Genomic DNA, 17037 nt, shown 5'->3' with positions numbered 1-17037 from the left:
AAGGGGATTATTATTTTAAACTTTATATTCCTTTACAGCATCAATAAATGCTTGCGCATTTTCTAAAGGAATATTGGGTAAAATTCCATGCCCCAAGTTAACAATATATTTATCTTTACCAAATTCATTTATCATTTGGTGTACCATTTTTTTTATGTCTTTAGGGGGAGACAATAACCGTGAAGGATCAAAATTTCCTTGTAAAGTTATATTTCCGCCTGTTAAATACCTTGCGTTTTTTGCAGAACAGGTCCAATCTACTCCTAAGGCTGAGGCATTAGACCTAGCCATCTCATTTAACGCAAACCAACATCCTTTACCAAAGGCGATAACAGGTGCTTCATCTTTAAGAGCCTCAATAATTTGATTTATGTATTGCCATGAGAACTCTTTGTAATCCGTCGGAGATAACATACCTCCCCAAGAATCAAAAATTTGAACAGCATTTACACCTGACTTTACTTTTTCTTTTAAATAAGCAATAGTGGTCGCTGTTATTTTACTTAACAATTCGTGTGCCAAAATTGGTTTACTGAAACAAAATTCTTTAGCTTTATCAAAATTTTTTGAGCCTTGTCCTTGAACCATATAACATAAAATTGTCCATGGAGATCCTGCAAAACCTATTAATGGGATTTCATCATTTAACTTCTCTTTAGTTAACTTAATAGCATCCATAACATACCCTAATTCTTCTTGAATATCTGGAACAATAACATTATCCAATCCTTTTTGATCTCTAATAGGATTTGGCAAGTAAGGGCCAAAATCGGGTTTCATTTCAACCTCAACATTCATTGCTTGAGGAACCACCAGAATGTCAGAAAATAAAATAGCTGCATCCATTCCGTACCTTCGAATTGGTTGCACTGTTATTTCTGAGGCCAGCTCTGGAGTCTTACACCTTGTAAAAAAGTCATACTTTTTCTTTAACTCCATAAATTCTGGCAAATACCTACCCGCTTGTCGCATCATCCATACAGGCGGTCTATCCACCGTTTCACCTCTTAAGGCTTTTAAAAATAAATCGTTTTTAATCATTTTTAATATTACGCCTCCTCTAATATAATAAAGTATTTTTTAACAAACTAAAAAACAGAAACTTACAAAAGAGTAAAGACTTTTTAAATTACATATTCGATACTGCTTGAATTGATTTATCAATCGCTTTTGTTATATTTTTTAAATCCTTGTTAGAAATAGCTGAAGTCAAAAACCATGCTTCGAATTGCGATGGAGGTAAGAAAACACCATTTCTAATCATTTCCCAAAAGAAAACAGCATACTTTTTAGTATCACTAGTTTGAGCTTCCTCGAAATTTGTCACATGTACATCTGTGAAAAATGTATTGATCATTGATCCAAACCTATTAACCGTAACTTTCACATCATATTTTTTTGCTGTCTCCAGCAAAAATACTTCTAATATTTTTGCTATCTCGTTAAACTTTTCATAAGGATCTTGTTTTTTTAATTCAGAAAGAGTAGATATACCTGCTGCCATTGCAATAGGATTACCACTTAATGTACCTGCTTGGTACATACCACCTAAAGGAGCTACCATCTCCATAATTTCATTACGAGCTCCATAAGCTCCTACGGGGAATCCTCCTCCTATAACTTTTCCTAAACATGTTATATCGGCTTCTACATCAAACTTCTCTTGAGCACCTCCAAAATTCGATCTGAATCCTGTCATTACCTCATCAACTATAAGTAATGCTCCTTTTGAATTAACTAGTTTTTTTAAATCCTTTAAAAAGTTGTTTTGAGGTACAACAACTCCCATGTTTCCAGCGATAGGCTCCAAAATAACGCCAGCAATGTCATCATGTTCCTCAAAATGCGCTTTTACACTTTCAAGGTCATTGTAATTAGCTATTAATGTATTTTTGACAGCCCCTTCAGGAACCCCTTTACTTCCAGGCAAACTCAACGTTGCTAAACCAGAACCTGCTGCTACCAGTAATGCATCTTGATGTCCATGATAACAACCTGAAAACTTTATAATTTTGTCCCTTCCAGTATATGCCCTGGCCAACCGAATACCACTTAAAACGGCTTCAGTTCCTGAGCTTACAAAACGAATTTTATCCATTCCAGAAAACGCTTCGCAAATAATTTTAGCTAATTTAATTTCGTTTTTAGTTGAAGCTCCAAAAGAATAACCATTTTTCAGTGCCTTTGAAACAGCTTTTTGAACTTTCTTATGACGATGACCCAAAATCATAGGGCCGTAAGACAATACCAAGTCTACATAAGTGTTGCCATCAACATCTATAATCTTACTCCCTTTTGCTTTTTTTACAAACAAAGGATTTCCACCAACAGATGCAAATGCCCTCACTGGAGAGTTTACCGCTCCAACTAAATTTGTTAATCCTTTATTATAAAGTTCTTGTGATTTTTTAAAATCCATAAACTAGATCGTATTTTTATTGATTTATTTTATTGTTTTTCAACCCTTAAAAGAAAAGACAAATCTTTATTCTTAAAAAATTCAAAGTGATATATTTTATTCTTTATAAACGGCTTGATTATCAATGAATGGTAGTTGTTTTTTTCTGAACCTATATATATTTTACCTCCTTCAATCTTCCATTTGCGTCCTGATAACGACAATGTAACTTTAGCAAATGATTCAGACATATGTTCTGTTTTCAAACCAAAATTTTGTGTTTTTTTAAAATAAAAAAAAGCCCTTTTAAAACTAGTGATCAATTTTTTATCAATATTTTTATTCGGTAACCTCAACACCTTTGTTACTTTCCAAACACCTGAAATATCTTCATTTTTTAGATTTTGGCTATTAATATTCGTAAACCAAAACAGAACGAATATAATAAGGTATTTTTTCATAAGTGGAATTATTTTGACTACTAAAATAAAGATAACTCATAAAAATAATATTAATTTATCCATGTTTTTAAGAGCTCTAAGTAAAAGAACTTCTAAATAAATGCTACAAGAAAAATTACTTTTTTAACAATTTAGCTGCTTCTTTAGCGAAATAAGTAAGGATGATATCAGCTCCAGCTCTTTTCATTGATAGTAAACTTTCCATAATAACCTTGTCTTCATCAAGCCACCCTTTTTCACTTGCTGCCTTAATCATCGCATATTCTCCACTGACGTTATAAGCTGTAATGGGTACATTATAGTTGTCTTTTAAAGACTTAATGACATCAAGATATGAAAGGGCTGGTTTTACCATTATCATATCAGCTCCCTCTTCGATATCTAGGTCGGCTTCTATAAGTGCTTCTTTAGAGTTTGCAGGATTCATCTGATATGTCTTTTTATCACCAAACTTAGGAGCCGAATCTAAAGCGTCTCTAAAGGGTCCATAAAAGGCACTTGCATATTTTACTGTGTATGACATAATGGAAACGCTGGTATATCCTGCTTCATCTAGTATTCTTCTAATGTATCCCACTCGACCATCCATCATATCTGATGGTCCTAAGATATCAGCTCCTGCTTGAGCCTGTATCAAAGCCATTTTACCAAGAATTTCAAGAGTCTTGTCATTAATTATTTCTCCTTTTTCAACAATTCCATCATGTCCGTCACTTGAATACGGGTCCATAGCAATATCTGTCATCAATACAATATCCGGAAACTGTAATTTAACCTCTTTCAAAGCCTTGATATATAATCCATTTTTATTGTAACCTTCAGTTGCATACTTATCTTTTTGATCGTCTTCTAAAGAAGGGAATATACAGAAACCTTTAATTCCAAGTCTTATGCATTCTTCTATTTCTAAAAGTAATAAATCAAGAGAATAACGATATATACCTGGCATAGAGCTTATTGATTGTTTTTCATTTACCCCTGGTATTAAAAATAATGGAAAAATGAAATCATTTGCTGTTAGCGTGTTTTCTGCAACCATCGCTCTAATGGCCCCAGACTTCCTATTCCTTCTTGGTCGTCTATTTTGTAACATTAATAGTTTTTATTATAGAAAAAAGAGATAAAAATTTATCTCTTTTATTTTATGATTCTGCAGCAAAATGTATCCCTACCATTTCAATAACACTCTCAACAGTAGGTATTTTAGCTATTTGTACATTTTTAAAATATTTAGCAGCTTCCTTAGCTGTTGAATCGCCAATACAGAAAGCTATTTCTTCTGCATTATTTTCTTTTATATAACTTTCAACAGTTGAAGGGCTGTAAAATAAAACAGCATCTATTTTAGTTTCAAGTTTAACCGGACTGTACATTGTTTTATAAGCTTCTACCTCATTAACTAGAATACCTTTTACTCTTAATAAAGTCGGTAAAACATCTAATCTTAAACTACTACAGAAGTAGGTGATTTTTTTTGACACAACGTTCTCCTCTATATATTTGGCAAGCTTTTGGGCATTATTCTCTACATGGGTTACTTTTCCGATTTTTTGCTCTATTAACTTTTTTGTACGCCTTCCTACACAAAAAATATTTTTAAACTTTAACTCATCTTTCGTAAAATTATAAAGTAAAGCCTCAACACCATTTTTACTTGTTAAAACTACATTTTCTAGTTCGTTCTTAACCTCTTTTGGTGCAATTCTATTGAATCTAATTTTAATAAAATCACTATCTTGTACTTTTATGCTACTTGGTAATAATTTTTTTTGTACTTCTGAAAGTTTTTTAGTTGAATAAATTGAAAAATCTTTTTCAATACCTTCATCTTCTAAAATTATTAACTTTCCTCCTCTTTCTATAATTTTAGTAGCACAATCTTTTGCCAAGTACTTGTGAGCTCCCAACTTTACTTTTTTAGAAACCTCTAGCTTCTTACGCCCATCTCTACTTAATAATACCCCTTTGAAGTTTATTTCTTTATCTACTTCATTGATCATTGCCAAAGCACCTATAGGTGCTGTACAACCACCTTCTAGACGATTCAAAAACTCCCGTTCAATTTTCGTGCAAGTTTCTGTATCTCTATCATTAATTAAAGCACATGCTTCTTTTGAGAACTCATCGTCTTCTAGAACTGTTATCATTATGGCACCTTGAGCTGGTGCTGGAACCATCCAGGATAAGGATATAGCTCCTTTCGGTCTTTTTCCAATTCTTTCTAATCCTGCAGCCGCAAAAACAGCTCCATTCCAGTCATTGTTATCAAGCTTTTCAAGACGTGTGTTAACATTTCCTCTTAAATCTACTACTTCATGGGTTGGATATCTGTTTAACCATTGTGCTTTTCTTCGAAGACTACCTGTTGCTATTATTCCTTCCCTTTGCGCCATAAACTCTTCAGTATCTTTCAAGACCAGGATATCATGATGATTTGCTCTTTTTAAAACCGCTGCTTGTACAATTCCTTTGGGTAAAACAGTTGGAACATCTTTCATAGAATGAACTGCAATATCTATATCACCATTCAGCATAGCTATATCAAGATTCTTCGTAAAAATTCCAGTAATACCTAATTCGTATAAAGGCTTATCTAAAACAATATCACCTGTAGATTTTATCGGTACAATATATGTTTCATATCCATGATCTTCAAGTTGCTTTCTTACTTTATTCGCTTGCCACATGGCTAGTTCGCTTTCACGCGTACCAATTCTAATAATCTTCTGTTGCATTAATTGTTTCTAAATTGTTCCCAAAAACTTTAGACATAACCTCGATACTTTGGTTAATTGAGGTATTTTCGTTTTTTAAATGTTTTACAAACTGTGTTGTTATTTTTTGAATTAACCTAGAGGTGATTACCTCCGCTTGTTCTTCATTAAAATTTTCTATTTTTTTCTTATGAAAATCAATTTCATCTTTTTGAATCGCTTGTAAGGATTGTTTTAAAGCACTAATTGCTGGTGTAAATTTTCTATGATTTAACCATTCATTGAACTCTTCCTTATGTGTAAGGATAATAGACTCAGCTAGAGGAATTTCTTTTTTTCTTATAGCCAAGGTTTTGTCTGTTATTTTAGATAATTCATCGAGATTTATTATCTCTACGCCCTCTTGTTGTTTTAACGATGGTGATACGTTTGCCGGCATTGATAAATCAAGAATCAATATTTTTTTACCTATTGGTATATGGCTTTTATCAATCGTTGGCTGACCAGCTCCAGTCGAAACAATTAGAACATCCGTCTTAATTATTTCTTGATGTAGATCTTCATATTTAGCATGCCTTATAGAATTGTTTTCCTTTATAAAACCCTCTACTTTATGCTCTGTTCTATTTACAAGACTAACTGTCTTGTTCTTAGTATACTCAGCTAAGTTTTTACAGGTATGCTTTCCCATTTTACCTAAACCAAAAACTAAGATATTTTTAGTATTGTAATCTTCTAAATTATTAATTAAATATTGAACTGCAGCATACGAAACAGATGTGGTTCCTGAACTTAGTTTAGTTTCATTTTTAACACGTTTACTCGCCTGCATTACATTACTTAACAGCCTTTCTAAATAGCCGTTAGTAGTTCCTATTTCTTTAGCTTGTTTAAAGGCTTGACGCAACTGCCCTACGATTTCGTAATCTCCAAGAATCTGACTGTCTAGTCCTGTTCCTATTCTAAATAAATGCTGAATAGCATCTTTCCCTTTGTTTACATACGATACTTTAGCAAACTCTTCAACGGAACCTTTTGAATGGTTGCAAAGCATACTGATTAGTTGAAACGGATGCTCTGCAAAACCAGTAATTTCGGTTCTATTACAAGTTGACAAAACAAAAAGCTCATTCATCCCCAAGCCCTTAGCCTCCTCTAAAAGAGCGATTTGATTCTCTTTTGACAAAGAAAACTTCCCCCTTATTGTGGCATCTGCTTTTACATAACTGATTCCTATATTATAAAATTTTGTTGGTCTTTTATCTTTATACATCGATATCTTCTTCCTAAAAATCATTCAAAAATAGAAACTTTACTTCGTTAAAAACACCGCTAAAAGAACTTTTAATATCGTTTCAAGTTTTTTGATGCAGTATTATAGCTAAACAGCCTAAAAATGTGTATTTTTGTAGTGATAGTAGGTGCTTTAAACACTATAATATAGAATTATTCTAAATAAAAGTAATTAGCTAATAAAAAACAATCATGTCAAAAAATGTCGCAAAAAGTACATTTAGAGAAATTCCTCTTGAAAAAGGTTTTTACATTCTAAAGTTTCAAAACAATACTGGAGAGGCAGATCAATACCAAAGGGACATCGATAACACTTTTATTCAAATTCACTATTGTATAAAAGGCAACATTAAATTTAATTTTAATAATGGTAATTACGTTTTTAACGTTTTAGATAAGCATTCTATATTTTTATACAACCCACAGCAAAAATTACCAATTGACATGGAAATACTTCCAAAAACATGGGTGATTTCAGTTTTAATTTCAATAAAAAAGTTTCATTCTTTGTTTTCAAAAGAAGCTGAATACATTCCTTTCTTAAGTGAAAAAAACAAGAATAAAAAGTATTACGATAATACCGAAATTAAAAACTCCGTCTTATTTGTATTACAGGAAATATTCGCTGCCGATAGTAATAGTTCAATTAAAGATCTATACCTAAAAGGAAAAACATATGAATTGTTGAGTCTTCAATTTGATAGTGGAAAAAAAACAAATGATGAATATTGTCCTTTTTTAGTTGATGACAGAGAAGTATTAAAAATACGAAAAGCAAAAGATATCATTATTTCAAATATGAGTGAACCTCCAACACTTCAAAAATTAGCTAATGAGGTAGGGCTCAATCTAAAAAAATTAAAAGAAGGGTTTAAACAGATATACGGAGATACTGTATATAGTTTTTTATTTGATTATAAAATGGAATACGCACGAAAACTTCTAGAGAGTAATCGTTTTAATGTAAATGAAGTAGGTATTCAAGTAGGGTATAGCACCTCAAGTCATTTTATTGCCGCTTTTAAGAAAAAATTTGGAACTACACCGAAACAGTATATTATTAATCTTAATCAATAAACACAAGTAGTTTTTATTTTCAATTTATAGATTTACGAAAACATGGAACAGCTTACACACTACGATGTTAAAAATAACAAAACAAAATTTCCTCTAACTATTGTATGCGATGCAATACGAACACCAGAAAATATTGGTATGTGCTTCAGAATTGCAGAGAGCTTTGGTGTTGCTAAAATATTTTTACATGAGCAATCTCCTTCTGTAGATAATAGAATTGTTAAAAAAACAGCAAGAAATACATTAGACCAAATTAAGTACGATACTTACTCTGATTTTTCAAAATTAATTGAAAACTTAAAAAAAAAAAATAACTTTATTATAGGTATTGAAATAACCGATAAAAGCATAAACATTAGCGATTATGATTTCACGCTTCATCAGAAAATTGTACTACTTTTGGGAAGTGAAAGACATGGAGTAAAAGATATAAATTATGCTGACGCAACCATTTCTATTCCAATGTACGGAAGAAATTCATCTATGAATGTAATTCATAGTCTTGCCATTACTCTGTATGAAGTAACCAATCAGTTAACAAAAATTAATACATAAAATATATTTTTAATGAAAGGTGTTTTATTAGTAAATCTTGGTTCACCAAATAGTACTGATCCAAAAGATGTAAAAAAATATTTAGGAGAATTTCTAATGGATGAAAGAGTCATAGATCTCCCTTTATGGTTACGTACTTTTCTTGTCAAAGGAATTATCTTAAATACTAGACCTAAGAAGTCTGCAAAAGCTTACAAAAAAATATGGTGGAAAGAAGGCTCTCCTTTAATTGTTCTTTCGGAACGATTACAAAAAAAAGTTCAACAAAAAACAGAACTTCCAGTAGCTTTGGCGATGCGCTATGGTAACCCATCTCTTAAAAATGGTCTACAAGAGCTTTACGATAAAGGAGTTAAAGAAGTTCTACTCATACCTTTATATCCTCAATTTGCAATGGCCACAACAGAGACTATTACAGTTTTAGCCGAAAAATTAAGACAACAATTTTTTCAGGATCTAACCATAAAGGATATACCAGCATTTTATAATAAACCTGAATATATTAAAGCACTTTCAAATAGCATTAAAGACTATTTATCCGATAAAGATTATGATCATTTATTATTCTCTTATCATGGTGTTCCAGAAAGACATATTAGAAAATCAGACATTACAAAATCTCATTGTAAAATTGATGGTAGTTGTTGTAACACTCCCTCAAAAGCTCATAAGTATTGCTACAGACACCAATGTTATCAAACTACTAAAAATGTAATTAATGAATTAAAATTAGATGATAAAAAAGTAAGTACCTCTTTTCAATCTAGACTTGGTGTTGATCCATGGTTGCAACCTTATACTGATAGAACTATCGTTAAAAAAGCAGAAAAAGATGGTATTAAAAACTTAGCCATCGTTACCCCTGCATTTGTGTCTGATTGCCTGGAAACACTAGAAGAAATTGCAATGGAAGGTAAGGAAGAATTTATTGAAGCTGGGGGTAAAAATTTCTATACTGTGCCCTGTATAAATGATAATGAAGAATGGGTAAATGTCCTTTCTGGATGGATTAATGATTTTAATTTAAAACCATAAATAATAATTTAATGGATTTTCTGTATGTAAAAGCACTCCATATTATTTTTATAGTTACTTGGTTTGCTGGATTATTCTATATTGTTCGCTTGTTTATATATCACGTAGAGGCTGAAAAAGAAGAGGAACCTGTTAAATCAATACTTCAAAACCAATATAAGTTAATGGAAAAAAGGCTTTGGTATATTATCACATGGCCTTCGGCTATTTTGGCTAGTCTTTTTGCTTTTTTAATGTTATATCAAAACCCTATATATCTGGAAATGTCTTGGATGCATGTAAAATTATCTTTTGTCCTCGCCCTTTATTTTTATCATTTTTCTTGCCATAAAATATATACACAGTTACAAAATAATATAATTAAATATTCCTCATTAAAACTTCGAATATGGAACGAGGTAGCTACCATTATACTATTTTCTGTAGTTTTTTTGGTTGTTCTAAAAGATGCTATAAGCTGGGTTTGGGGGGTAATAGGAATTATTTTATTTTCTTTTTTATTAATGTTTGGAATAAAAAGCTACAAAAAAGCAAGGGAAAAAAAAAACTGGGATAAATACGAAAGAGAACTTCTAAAAAAAGAAAAAAAAGAAGAATAACATCTTTTTTATGCCATCTAATATCTTTTTATTCATCTACAACTATTTAAACTTTACCTTAAAATTAAGTAAACCTAGCTAATTTACTTTAATTTAAAGTAATTAAAAAGTAAATTTAAATATGTTGTTGGGAGAAGAGGTTTTCTAACTAGTTGGCCTTTTCTCTTTTCTTTTTTTAAACTTATTTATCTTTTATGTAAGCATTCTTAAAAACAAACAACTCGAAAAAAGCATATCACTCCAAAATATATCACTTAAAAACAAAACCTTAACTAATTTAAAATATCTTTAAAATAGTATTTTCAAGATACAAATAATGGTTAATACTAGTGTATTTATTAGTAATATTATCTATATAAAAATTAATTTTATTTACTGAAATTTGTAAACTCGTTTTCAAACTACTACGTATTAACCAAGCAACGTGATTCCTTTCATTCATATTAAGTTAATGCGTAGTTTTTTTTAAAGTATTCTTTTCTAATTTAATATGATTTTTTACACATAAAAATGATAATAATATTTAGTTATAATTAATAAAAAAATTATTTCCTGCATATATTGATTTTACAGCTTTAATAATTGCTTCAGGTTCACTTTTTAAGGCATATCCTTTACAATCTAAAAAACGTGCAATTTTTGCACATTCAACTGGCTGATATTCACTTAACACTAAAACATTTTCTATTAAATTATTGTATTTCAACTTTTCTAATAAGTCTATACTATGAAAGTGTGGTATACTAAAAGTAACAATTACTACATCTACCTTATGTTGTTTTTTCCACTCAATAAACTCATCATGAGAGGTAAATATTTTTTCAATTTTTATAGAATCCTCAAATTTAAACAAGGAAATATAACTCTCAACAAGTCGTTGCTTTTCTTCGACAATTGCTACTTTTATTTCTGACATACTAAAAAACAAAGAGCTCTAAAGTTACTTTTCAAAAAAACTAAAATTTTAATTTTTAGTTAAAATCAAAAAAACATAGGTTAAAGTACAACCTCATATAAAAATGGTAAGACGAATAGACTATATAATAGGTCTATTCTCAAAAAATTGACTTATCAATTCAAGAAAACTTAAAAACGTATACCTAAATAAATATTATTTTTCCCTTTCTATTTCAACATAAGTAATAACAACTAAACTATGTTATCTCTATAGAAAAATCGATTCTAATTACTTTTACAGTAATTCTAAGCATTAACTTTAAAAACAAAAACACCTTAAATAAGGTGTTCATAAATGGAATACTTACATTTTTTTAGTTAAGTACATGTTTTAAAATTAAATTGTGAAAAATAGATTTGCTATCTATTAACCCTATAACAATAAAAAAAACACCTACCACTTTAAGAATTATTTCTGAAGCTGACGCAACTTTTCTGTTCTCGAATACTTCACTTTTCTCATAATTTGGATCATAAACTATGTCAATAGGTTTGCCAACTTCCCTAGCTATATTAGTTGCTGTAGATAACTTAAATTTTCTTTTATTATTTTTAGTATCTTCTACTTCTACAATTGTGTAGTAAAGTACACTTTCTCCAAACTCTGAGAGTTCATTATCAATTATTATTCCCGTAGCTTTTTTTCCATTTTTTTGAAGTAACTTTCTTTTTATTCCTGTTTTTATACCAAAAAATAAGAGTACTCCCCCTATCATAACAAAAACTAACATAGTTTTATTTTTGAATATTTAAAACACCAAATATAGAGATTTTATCAATGGCATAACTTTTACTTCTCTTATACCATACTTGTATTTTTTCTTTTTATAATAATTATTTGGCAGCATGCACTGATGACTATGGATACATCAATTCATTTCTAAAATCAAGGGCTATTATTTTTATTCATTCTAAAAAAACAACAAGACTAAAAGTGAATGACTTAAGACAATTATTCTTTTATCAGACTTTCAATAACTTCTTCTATTTCATTAATAGTTGTCGACTTTAACCCTTTAGTTAAATAGACAATTTTAGCATTTTCATCAATGACAATATTCGTTGGATAACTTGATATTTTATAATCTTTAATAACACTCTTACTATTCGGTATTATATGATATAAAAACTCCTGTTCTTTTAAAAAAGAATTAATTTGTGCACCTCCATTCCCTGAAAAACCTAAAAACTCAACGTTATCATCGTGATATTTTTTAACTAGATTATTTAGTTCTGGCATTTCCCTTACACAAGGCTTACATTCAATAAACCAAAAGTTCAAAACAATTATTTTTCCTTTTAAACTATTTAAAGATTTTTTGTTTCCTTTAATATCTGTTACTGAAAAGACAGGCGCATTCATTCCGATTAAACTACTTTTAACTTTCTTTTGCGCCATTGTATTTAAGCAACTAAAAATGTAAAGCAAAATTGTTACGGTTGTTATTTTTATATATTTCATGATTATTTTATTATAACCTCAAGACAATACATTTTATATAAAGTTACACAATATGTAAAAAATTATTCTTGTTGGTTTTTCTAAAGTAATTTTCTATGCTAAAAACAGATTACTTATTCTTTTCTTAAAATAACTAATAACCTTCAATTTAAATCTAATAACTACATTTATATAATGAATAGTTGCTCTATTAAAACCTTAGACAAGGTGATTACCTTATGACTATTTATAACAATTTTAAGCACGAAAAAGAATTTCTCATAATAGAATTATACCTACTACTTATTTTTTATTACTCATATCACTAGGATTAAGATGTTCACACAAATGAAGCTGTTGTTTTGTGAAATTTATCTCATAAAAAACCACAAAATACCATCTAAAAACAAAATGTTAAAGTGTTTTTTTTATTTACTGTCTCTTTGTGTCTTTATTTTTGTTTTAACCTATTCAAAAAACTGTTTTTTACAACAAAAAATTTTTAATAAGAAATTATTTATTAAGTTAAAAATAAGTTATCATAAATAGATTGTTTACCATTTTTTTATGGAACCCCCTAACCAATACTTCTTTTTACTATCCGATCATTCCTTTATATTTTTGGAGATATCATATTTTTTCAAAATCATCCATTTAAAATTGATCGAACAATTTTATATTCTCATAATTATTTGTGTTTCTGACACCTGTCATAATAACTCAATTACTCTTTTTTTGAAGAGCTCATAAAACTATAACAATAAACATTTTATAGAGATCGTTTTTATTACCTCCTAATACTATTCTCCCTGCTATTCGGTGAGCTATTCATATTCTCTACGAACTATAAATATTGCATAATTCCATCCACTAAATTATTTGCAGATGAAGGATTGTTACGAACCCATAATTCAGGTTCAATAATTTCTAATTCAGAAAGCATCGGTGCCCCTTTATCATTCCAAACGATATCTACCCTTCCATAGGCCGGTAGAGGATTGCAACTAGTAAAAACCTTTTCTGCTAATTTTATTTCATCTTTAGAAGGTTCATAAGAATGTACGGTTCCACCAAAATCGTCTTGTACTCTAAAATCTCCTGGCTTTGCCTTTTTTAAAATAGCATGCGTATACTTACCATTAAAAACCATTAATGACGCTTCTCCTCTACTCATTATTGTTGGCTGAAATTCTTGGACTAACATATCACGTTCAGCCACTAGTTCTTTAAATAGTGCCTCATACTCTGATATATTCGCTTTTTTAATTTTATAGGTATGAAAAGCACCTCCTGAAATCGCAGGCTTAATCACAATATCTGACCATCCTCTAGATTCACATATACTTGATAATAATTTATGCTTCCCCGTATCAATAAATTCTGTGGCTATAATTTTTACTCCTTTTAAAGACAAATCTTTTAAATAGTGTTTATCTATATTCCATCGAATAAGCTTCAATGGATTGATCAACTTTGTTTGTTGATTAACCTCATCCAACCATTTATTAAATTCTTCGAACCGTTCAAAATAATCCCAAACAGTTCTAAATACAACTGCTTTTGTTTGTGTCCAATCATAATTGGGGTTGTCCCAATATGTCCTAGCTACGGTCAATCCTTTGCTTTCTATAGCGTTACTTAACAAATATGCTTCCTCTAAAATGTTTTGAATATAAGGAGTTAATTCAGTAGGCTTATGATAGCTTCTTTGTGTTAATATTGTAATATCTACCATTCAAAATATATGAAATTCAAGCTACATTAAATAACTTTTCAATTAAACAATAAATTTTTAAGACAAATATATATTAAAACACTAAAAATCAAAACTCAACACTAAATATTTAAATTAGACATGCTCTCTAAAATGATAATCTAAGAGATTCAATTTTCTTTTTACTTGTTTTAGTATTTATTTACTACTAAGCATCATAATAGCAAAACCCCATGGCTATTTATAAATTCTAAAAGAATAATATTATAATAAATTGTTATTGTACTTTCAATAACTGAATCTATTTTTTATGATTAAATAAGTTAAAGTAATTATTTGTAAAAACCTATATATTCATTATCATTAGCGTTAAAAAATCCAATTTTTAGGTAATTCAATTAAAAAAATCGGTTAACATAATTACGTATGATAATGGAAGCAAATGATTAACAATATTATAAAGCTTTTCAATTCAAGAAAGGTGAAATTTTTCATAGATCCAAACATAAAGCTTACTTTGTAATTTACAAATTAACGCAAAAAAGTGATATTTGTTAACTTTTAATTACCTCTCTAATGAATTTGTAAAAGGAATTCTATTAACAATACTGCGTCCAAGTGTTATTTCATCTGCAAACTGTAATTCATCACCTACTGAAATACCTCTAGCTATAGTTGAAGTAACTATATTATACGCTTCTATCTGCTTATAAATATAAAAATTCGTTGTATCTCCTTCTATAGTGGAGCTTAAAGCAAATATTAACTCTTTCACTTCTCCAGATTTAACTTTACCTACCAGCGATTCTATTTGTAAATTCTGCGGACCAACCCCTTCTAAAGGAGATATTTTACCTCCTAAAACATGGTAAAGACCATGAAATTGAGACGTATTTTCGATAGCCATTACATCACGAATATCTTCCACCACACAAATTATTTCAGAATTTCTTTTTGGATTTGCACAAATATCACACAAAATATTATCTGAAATATTATGGCATTTTCTACACGATTTCAACTCGTTTCTCATAGTATTTAACGCTTGCGTTAAATATTTAGTCATCTCTTTTGGTTGCTTTAATAAGTGCAACACCAACCTTAATGCTGTACGCTTTCCTATGCCTGGTAAACGACTTACTTCATTTACGGCATTTTCGAGTATTTTTGACGAAAAATCCATACCGCAAAATTACAATATTATAACTTATATATCTTAACTTAAGGGCTATAATCTAGTCTTCTTTTTAGGCAAACATTATCAAAATAATTACCTTTGATCCGCTTAACAAAAATTAAAATTTTCATTATGAATTTAGAAATAAAAAATATAGAGCCCAAAGCTATATGGAGTCATTTTGCTGATTTAAATGCTGTTCCCCGCCCTTCAAAAAAAGAAGAAAGAGTCATTCAATTTATGGTTGATTTTGGAAACAAATTACGATTAGAAACATTTGTAGATAAAGTTGGAAATGTAATTATTAGAAAACCAGCAACGATTGGTATGGAAAACAGAAAAACCGTTGTATTACAAGGACACCTTGATATGGTTCATCAAAAAAATTCTGATACAAATTTCAATTTTGATACTGAGGGTATCAAAATGATTATTGATGGTGATTGGGTAAAAGCCGATGGTACAACTTTAGGAGCTGATAATGGTTTAGGAGTTGCTGCTATTATGGGAATATTAGCATCAACTGATATTATGCACCCAGCTATTGAAGCTTTATTTACGATAGATGAAGAAACAGGTATGACAGGTGCTATGGGACTTGAAGGAAATATTCTTAAAGGTGACATTCTATTAAATTTAGACACAGAAGAAGATGATGAAATTGGTATGGGATGTGCAGGAGGTGTTGACATAACTGCTACAAGAAAATATAAGGAAGATGAAGTTGGAACCGAATCTATTTCATACGAAATAGCTGTTACTGGTTTAAATGGAGGTCACTCTGGAATGGATATAAATAAAGGTCTCGGTAATGCCAATAAAATAATGAATCGACTATTATTTGATGGATTTACCAATTTCGGGCTACGTATTAGCGAGATTAATGGGGGCAGCTTACGTAATGCCATCCCAAGAGAAAGTTTTGCGAATATAGTGATTGACAAAGCTTCTAAAGAGCCCTTTTTATTTGAATTAAATGATTTAATTAATTCGATACAATTAGAATACAAGAGTATTGAGCCAAATCTTTTGATTACATTAAAAGAAATTCCTTTACCAAAAAAAATCATGGATCTAGGAGTTCAAGAGGAGCTTATTAAAGCTATTTACTCAGCATTAAATGGAGTTTATAGAATGAGTCCAGATATTGAAGGCTTAGTTGAAACTTCAAATAACATAGCAAGAGTCATTGTTAAAGACGGAAACATAATGATTGGTTCGTTAACGCGATCATCTTCAGAAACTAACAAATGGGATTTAGCAAACTCTTTAAGATCTTCCTTTGAATTGGCAGGTTTTAATGTTGAATTTTCCGGGTCTTATCCAGGTTGGCTACCAAACATTAATTCCGAAATTTTAAATACAGTTACAAAATTATACGAAGAGCTTTATAAAGAAAAACCAAATGTAGCTGCATGTCATGCTGGACTAGAATGTGGTATTTTAGGTCAAAACTACCCAAATATGGATATGGTTTCTTTTGGCCCTAACATTAGAGGCGCTCACTCTCCTGATGAAAAGGCCCAAATTTCTTCAACTAAAAAGTTTTGGAATTTTTTAATTGAAATTTTAAAAAATACTCCTAGTAAAAATTAAAATCTAGTTCATGAACAATC

Annotated in this window: 16 protein-coding genes; 5 read left to right on the top strand and 11 right to left on the bottom strand. The window is 30.0% G+C overall.

The genetic code is table 11. The features are described 5' to 3' along the window. Positions 1–15: 15 nt before the first annotated feature. The 6 genes from hemE to hemA all read right to left on the bottom strand — a co-directional run bounded on the left by hemE (position 16) and on the right by hemA (position 6846). Positions 16–1041: a uroporphyrinogen decarboxylase gene (gene hemE / locus AC2GW8_RS14505; protein ID WP_440880593.1), complete on the bottom strand. Its 1026-nt coding sequence runs from the start codon at positions 1039–1041 to the stop codon at positions 16–18. 88 nt (positions 1042–1129) lie between these two features. Further along, positions 1130–2419 (bottom strand): glutamate-1-semialdehyde 2,1-aminomutase, encoded by a 1290-nt coding sequence (gene hemL / locus AC2GW8_RS14500; protein WP_440880592.1) that lies wholly within the window; start codon positions 2417–2419, stop codon positions 1130–1132. A gap of 29 nt (positions 2420–2448) precedes the next feature. Further along, complete coding sequence (locus AC2GW8_RS14495) at positions 2449–2859, bottom strand: hypothetical protein (RefSeq protein WP_440880591.1); 411 nt, start codon at positions 2857–2859, stop codon at positions 2449–2451. Positions 2860–2974: 115 nt separating this feature from the next. Then, complete coding sequence (gene hemB, locus AC2GW8_RS14490) at positions 2975–3952, bottom strand: porphobilinogen synthase (protein ID WP_440880590.1); 978 nt, start codon at positions 3950–3952, stop codon at positions 2975–2977. 49 nt (positions 3953–4001) lie between these two features. Further along, the gene (hemC, locus tag AC2GW8_RS14485; RefSeq protein WP_440880589.1) at positions 4002–5594 is read right to left on the bottom strand and encodes a hydroxymethylbilane synthase; all 1593 of its coding nucleotides are present in this window, start codon (positions 5592–5594) and stop codon (positions 4002–4004) included. Then, a complete protein-coding gene (gene hemA / locus AC2GW8_RS14480; protein WP_440880588.1) occupies positions 5575–6846 on the bottom strand; it encodes a glutamyl-tRNA reductase in 1272 nt (423 codons plus the stop codon). The genes hemC and hemA overlap by 20 nt, the downstream gene beginning before the upstream one ends. A 212-nt stretch (positions 6847–7058) precedes the next feature. Here hemA and AC2GW8_RS14475 point away from each other — a divergent pair, with 212 nt between their 5' ends. From AC2GW8_RS14475 to AC2GW8_RS14460, 4 genes are read left to right on the top strand one after another with little or no spacing between them, the layout of a single operon-like run. Next, entirely contained in the window at positions 7059–7943 is an 885-nt protein-coding gene (locus AC2GW8_RS14475) for a helix-turn-helix transcriptional regulator (RefSeq protein ID WP_440880587.1), read from the top strand. 42 nt (positions 7944–7985) lie between these two features. Then, entirely contained in the window at positions 7986–8498 is a 513-nt protein-coding gene (locus AC2GW8_RS14470) for a TrmH family RNA methyltransferase (protein WP_440880586.1), read from the top strand. 12 nt (positions 8499–8510) lie between these two features. Then, positions 8511–9533, top strand: coding sequence for a ferrochelatase (gene hemH / locus AC2GW8_RS14465; RefSeq protein WP_440880585.1), 1023 nt, complete (start codon positions 8511–8513; stop codon positions 9531–9533). A gap of 11 nt (positions 9534–9544) precedes the next feature. Then, entirely contained in the window at positions 9545–10132 is a 588-nt protein-coding gene (locus AC2GW8_RS14460; protein WP_440880584.1) for a CopD family protein, read from the top strand. 523 nt (positions 10133–10655) lie between these two features. Here the strand turns inward: AC2GW8_RS14460 and AC2GW8_RS14455 are convergent. The 5 genes from AC2GW8_RS14455 to recR form a co-directional block, all read right to left on the bottom strand. After that, the gene (locus AC2GW8_RS14455) at positions 10656–11048 is read right to left on the bottom strand and encodes a response regulator (RefSeq protein ID WP_440880583.1); all 393 of its coding nucleotides are present in this window, start codon (positions 11046–11048) and stop codon (positions 10656–10658) included. 355 nt (positions 11049–11403) lie between these two features. Further along, positions 11404–11820: a DUF3592 domain-containing protein gene (locus AC2GW8_RS14450; RefSeq protein WP_440880582.1), complete on the bottom strand. Its 417-nt coding sequence runs from the start codon at positions 11818–11820 to the stop codon at positions 11404–11406. Between the two features lie 221 nt (positions 11821–12041). Beyond that, positions 12042–12488, bottom strand: a complete 447-nt coding sequence (locus AC2GW8_RS14445) for a peroxiredoxin family protein (protein WP_440880581.1) — start codon at positions 12486–12488, stop codon at positions 12042–12044. A gap of 886 nt (positions 12489–13374) precedes the next feature. Then, on the bottom strand, positions 13375–14265 hold the full coding sequence (locus tag AC2GW8_RS14440) for an ATP-grasp domain-containing protein (protein ID WP_440880580.1): 891 nt from the start codon (positions 14263–14265) through the stop codon (positions 13375–13377). 544 nt (positions 14266–14809) lie between these two features. Further along, positions 14810–15427 (bottom strand): recombination mediator RecR, encoded by a 618-nt coding sequence (gene recR, locus AC2GW8_RS14435; RefSeq protein ID WP_440880579.1) that lies wholly within the window; start codon positions 15425–15427, stop codon positions 14810–14812. Between the two features lie 126 nt (positions 15428–15553). Between recR and AC2GW8_RS14430 the strand changes: the two genes are divergently transcribed. After that, positions 15554–17017, top strand: a complete 1464-nt coding sequence (locus AC2GW8_RS14430) for an aminoacyl-histidine dipeptidase (protein ID WP_440880578.1) — start codon at positions 15554–15556, stop codon at positions 17015–17017. Positions 17018–17037: the final 20 nt, after the last annotated feature.

The organism is Tenacibaculum profundi (assembly GCF_057162725.1).
The sequence above is the reverse complement of the archived record's forward strand: the minus strand, read 5'-3'. Positions and strand labels throughout refer to the sequence as shown.

Bases quoted from the DNA above. Each gene is read 5' to 3' on its own strand.
- hemE (WP_440880593.1), bottom strand. From the start codon at position 1,041: ATGATTAAAAACGATTTATTTTTAAAAGCCTTAAGAGGTGAAACGGTG.
- hemL (WP_440880592.1), bottom strand. From the start codon at position 2,419: ATGGATTTTAAAAAATCACAAGAACTTTATAATAAAGGATTAACAAAT.
- AC2GW8_RS14495 (WP_440880591.1), bottom strand. From the start codon at position 2,859: ATGAAAAAATACCTTATTATATTCGTTCTGTTTTGGTTTACGAATATT.
- hemB (WP_440880590.1), bottom strand. From the start codon at position 3,952: ATGTTACAAAATAGACGACCAAGAAGGAATAGGAAGTCTGGGGCCATT.
- hemC (WP_440880589.1), bottom strand. From the start codon at position 5,594: ATGCAACAGAAGATTATTAGAATTGGTACGCGTGAAAGCGAACTAGCC.
- hemA (WP_440880588.1), bottom strand. From the start codon at position 6,846: ATGTATAAAGATAAAAGACCAACAAAATTTTATAATATAGGAATCAGT.
- AC2GW8_RS14475 (WP_440880587.1), top strand. From the start codon at position 7,059: ATGTCAAAAAATGTCGCAAAAAGTACATTTAGAGAAATTCCTCTTGAA.
- AC2GW8_RS14470 (WP_440880586.1), top strand. From the start codon at position 7,986: ATGGAACAGCTTACACACTACGATGTTAAAAATAACAAAACAAAATTT.
- hemH (WP_440880585.1), top strand. From the start codon at position 8,511: ATGAAAGGTGTTTTATTAGTAAATCTTGGTTCACCAAATAGTACTGAT.
- AC2GW8_RS14460 (WP_440880584.1), top strand. From the start codon at position 9,545: ATGGATTTTCTGTATGTAAAAGCACTCCATATTATTTTTATAGTTACT.
- AC2GW8_RS14455 (WP_440880583.1), bottom strand. From the start codon at position 11,048: ATGTCAGAAATAAAAGTAGCAATTGTCGAAGAAAAGCAACGACTTGTT.
- AC2GW8_RS14450 (WP_440880582.1), bottom strand. From the start codon at position 11,820: ATGTTAGTTTTTGTTATGATAGGGGGAGTACTCTTATTTTTTGGTATA.
- AC2GW8_RS14445 (WP_440880581.1), bottom strand. From the start codon at position 12,488: ATGGCGCAAAAGAAAGTTAAAAGTAGTTTAATCGGAATGAATGCGCCT.
- AC2GW8_RS14440 (WP_440880580.1), bottom strand. From the start codon at position 14,265: ATGGTAGATATTACAATATTAACACAAAGAAGCTATCATAAGCCTACT.
- recR (WP_440880579.1), bottom strand. From the start codon at position 15,427: ATGGATTTTTCGTCAAAAATACTCGAAAATGCCGTAAATGAAGTAAGT.
- AC2GW8_RS14430 (WP_440880578.1), top strand. From the start codon at position 15,554: ATGAATTTAGAAATAAAAAATATAGAGCCCAAAGCTATATGGAGTCAT.